Below are 1,693 nucleotides of genomic sequence, written 5' to 3'. Positions count from 1 at the left end.
ACCCAGGACCCAGGACCTATTAACTATTCACAATCGCCAAATACTCAGCCACACCCTCAGCAACCGTCTTAAACTCAACATCACAACCCGCAGCCCGCAGTTTAGTCAAATCCGCCTGGGTAAACTCTTGATAAGCACCTTTCAAGTGATCAGGGAAAGGAATGTTTTCTATTACTCCTTTACCATGGTGCTTAATTGCCGCTTCCGCAATCGCTTCAAATGTTTCTGCCTTGCCGGTACCACAGTTGAAAATACCTGAAACACCATTTTCCAAGAACCACAGGTTAACGGCTGCTACATCGCCAACATAAACGAAATCACGTTTAAATTGAGCACTTCCTTCAAACAACTTAGGATTCTCACCCGCGTTCATCTGGTTATTCAAGTGGAAAGCCACCGAAGCCATGCTGCCTTTGTGCTGCTCACGAGGGCCGTACACATTGAAGTAACGAAAACCCGTAATCTGTGACAGCGTTTCACCGTGCGCTTCAGCATCGGCGGTTAAACGACGTACGTAGTTATCGAACTGTTGCTTAGAGTAGCCGTATACATTCAACGCGCCCTCGTATTCACGCTCTTCTTTAAATACCGTCGTATCGCCATAAGTGGCAGCAGAAGACGCATACAAGAACGGAATCTCACGCTCTAAACAGTAATGAAGCACTTCTTTTGAGTACTCATAGTTATTGAGCATGACATATTTGCCATCCCACTCCGTCGTCGCAGAGCACGCCCCTTCATGGAACACCGCTTCGATAGGGCCAAAATCGTCACCCGCCATGACCTGCGTTAAGAAATCATCACGATCCATATAATCGGTAATATCAAGATCAACCAGGTTTTGAAATTTACGCCCGTTTTTCAAATTGTCTACAACCAGGATATCGTTGTGGCCTGCTTGGTTTAACGCCTTGATAATGTTGCTGCCAATCATGCCAGCGCCGCCAGTTACAATGATCATAAAACTCTTCCAATTTGAATGGGATAATTGGTTTGAGTATATAAGATTTAATGCGAAGGGGGAAATGGGGGAGAAGATTGGGGAAGAGCGGAAAAGAGCGGTCCTGGGTCCTGGGAAAAGCCAATCTGGTTCCTAGGGGTATTTTGAGTGAGATCGGGTAGTCGGGGTTTTCTGGAAGCAATTTAAAAATATTGAAATTAAAACTCACCACTCAACAGGTGCCCCAAAGTGCTTTTTCCAGGCCCCAGGACCTTATTTAACCGCTTTTTCCGCTTTTCCCTCCCTTTGTCAGCAAATTGTAAAAAAAATCCCATTTACAACGCTTTACACTTTCCATTAACATGACAAGTCAGTGTGTTCAACTGAGTGCACTGAATTATCGATAATTGAGTAAAGGAATATAATCATGAAAAAAATCGCATTAGTAATGGCGATTGCAGCGGGCATGGCTAGCCCAGCCTTTGCGGAAGCAGAAGCTGGCGCAGCTGGTGCTGGTGGCGCTGCTGGTGGTGCTGCTGGCGCAGCAACAACCGGTGCTATCGCTGTTGGCGCTGCAGCTGCAGTGACAGTCGTTGCCGTTGCATCTTCGGATGACAGCACAGCAACAACAGTAACATCACCAGCCCAATAGGCTTTTGTTGTTCTAAATTAGCCTCTCTCTACGAGTTGTACAGTAGGAGAGGCTGTTTTGATTTAAAGCGGCCCTAGGGAAGAGCAGTTCCTAGTTCCTAG

Annotated in this window: 2 protein-coding genes; one reads left to right on the top strand and one right to left on the bottom strand. The window is 46.3% G+C overall.

Translation table 11 applies throughout. The features are described 5' to 3' along the window. Nucleotides 1-19: 19 nt before the first annotated feature. Nucleotides 20-961 (bottom strand): ADP-glyceromanno-heptose 6-epimerase, encoded by a 942-nt coding sequence (rfaD, locus tag AB4405_RS23105; protein WP_372062967.1) that lies wholly within the window; start codon nucleotides 959-961, stop codon nucleotides 20-22. Between the two features lie 406 nt (nucleotides 962-1,367). Between rfaD and AB4405_RS23100 the strand changes: the two genes are divergently transcribed. Further along, entirely contained in the window at nucleotides 1,368-1,592 is a 225-nt protein-coding gene (locus AB4405_RS23100; protein ID WP_372062966.1) for a hypothetical protein, read from the top strand. Nucleotides 1,593-1,693: the final 101 nt, after the last annotated feature.

This window comes from Vibrio sp. 10N.261.51.F12 (genome assembly GCF_041471725.1).
In the GTDB taxonomy this organism is placed as follows: Bacteria; Pseudomonadota; Gammaproteobacteria; order Enterobacterales; family Vibrionaceae; genus Vibrio.
Note: the sequence above shows the minus strand (reverse complement) of the source record. Positions and strands in the feature narration are given on the sequence as shown.

Coding starts and splice junctions, on each gene's coding strand:
- AB4405_RS23100 (WP_372062966.1), top strand. CDS start 1,368: ATGAAAAAAATCGCATTAGTAATGGCGATTGCAGCGGGCATGGCTAGC.
- rfaD (WP_372062967.1), bottom strand. CDS start 961: ATGATCATTGTAACTGGCGGCGCTGGCATGATTGGCAGCAACATTATC.